This window comes from Nocardiopsis sp. CNR-923 (assembly GCF_001942255.1).
Taxonomy (GTDB): Bacteria; Actinomycetota; Actinomycetes; order Streptosporangiales; family Streptosporangiaceae; genus Nocardiopsis.
The window spans coordinates 1-1,688 of the sequence record NZ_MKKC01000039.1; the positions used below are offsets into that span (position 1 = coordinate 1).

Annotated in this window: 1 protein-coding gene; it reads right to left on the bottom strand. The window is 56.9% G+C overall.

Features of this window, described 5'->3' with window-relative positions; translation table 11 throughout:
• Positions 1–848 precede the first annotated feature (848 nt).
• A complete protein-coding gene (locus tag BJF83_RS26485) occupies positions 849–1,406 on the bottom strand; it encodes a hypothetical protein (protein ID WP_143831765.1) in 558 nt (185 codons plus the stop codon).
• Positions 1,407–1,688: the final 282 nt, after the last annotated feature.

Genomic DNA, 1,688 nt, shown 5'->3' on the forward strand with positions numbered 1-1,688 from the left:
GGACCAGGGCGGCAGAGGGGCCCCAGCGAGATCGGTCCCGGGTCACATCCCGGGGGTTAGTGCGGTTGTGAAGTTACACCACTCCAAGGGACATGACCCATCGCTTGGGTGGGGGCCGAAGCGAAGGGAATCGGCGAAAGATCTCGAAGAACCTTCGACCCGGACGCCACTACAGCCGGTACGTCGATATTTGTGCGGGATGTCGGGCTGTCGCCCTGGTCCGTGCACCCTCGTGCACCCCCGCTCCGGGGTGAGTGACGGGGTGGGTGGTGCACACCCGCCGGGCGATTCTTGACCGCCGTGCACCCGCTGGTGCACCCCCGGCAACGCGAAAGACCCTGACCGTCGGACGTTTCCGCTGGTCAGGGCCTTGTCGGCTCTGGGGTGAGTGACGGGACTTGAACTGCGGTCGGCAAGCGCCATGACCTGCGAAAACACGAGAACCCGCAGGCAGTGGGGGAGGTGATCCCCTGGTTGAGTCGGGTTGCCCTACGTTCCGCTGCGAGGTGTGCACCCTCCGGGTGCACATCCTCAGTCGCCGTGGTACACCCTGAGTGGGAGGCGTAGGGCGTCTCTGCGGGAATCAGTTTCGAAGTTGTCTGTATGGATGGCACGACGTATCACATCGTTCCGATTTATGCGACTCAATCCGCTATGCGCGTCGTTCGCGTCAAATAATTCTCCAGTGCTTGGTCGCTAGGGCGGGGAAGCTTATTTTTGTTTTTCATGGCATTGAAAGGCGATGCGCGATATATCCTAGTAATGTCGTGTTGTGCGAAGGGGCATTCGCATGAAAGATTTCCCGCGTCTATTGAAGTTCTCATTTCCGCATCGAAAGTGGGTTGGTGCTACTTCTTTTCAGCGTTTAGTTCCTCAAATTGCTTGCCTAGAAACACATGGTGGAGCCCTTTGTGTTCTAGAGCGTCGACGAATTTTCTCCTCAGTCCTTCAATGCCCTGGTAATAATTTCGGAAATCTTTCGAAGCATCCTGGGCTGTAAGGGCGTCGCAGGGCCATGGGATCTCAATCTCCATAAACCTTTTTCCTACGTCCTCACGGTTGGTTTGCATAAAGACCACGCGCCGCCATTGATTTCGAACTACCTTCAAGGAGAGGGCCCATAGTAGGTAGAAGTTATCTACAAAAGATGCAGATGTGGCCCGTAGGATTAGAACTTCTTTTGTTGCCACTATGCGTTCCTGGCCAGGCATGAGGACTGCGAACTCGCCGATATTTTTGGAGGTCCGAATAGGTGTGATGAGATCAAACGCACGGATCCCGGATTCGTCGCCTCGCCAGAAACTCTTAGCCACCACGTCGGGGACCAGATTCGACGGGTTGATGTTGACCTGCCCGGCTCGAATATCGGAAACCTTGATATAGGGGATGCTTCCTCCGCTACGCATGTCAGCGAGGGTGAGCCATGCCCTGCCCGTTGTTCGATGAGTCCTTCCTCAACGAGAGCGCCAAGCGTCTTAACCTCGAATTCCTCGTATCCCGGATGACTGAGTAGGTCCGAGAGTGCTTGACTGTCGCGGTGGTCGTAGTAGGTGGGCACGGCCACCTTAAACTCGTCGCTGGGGACCCAGTGAGGTGATCCCAGCGAGTTCTATGTCAGGCGCCCGTGTTCGAAGTGTGTGAGAACGAGGGCGGCTCTGGCGATGTCCCCGATCTTGCTGGGGCTGGCG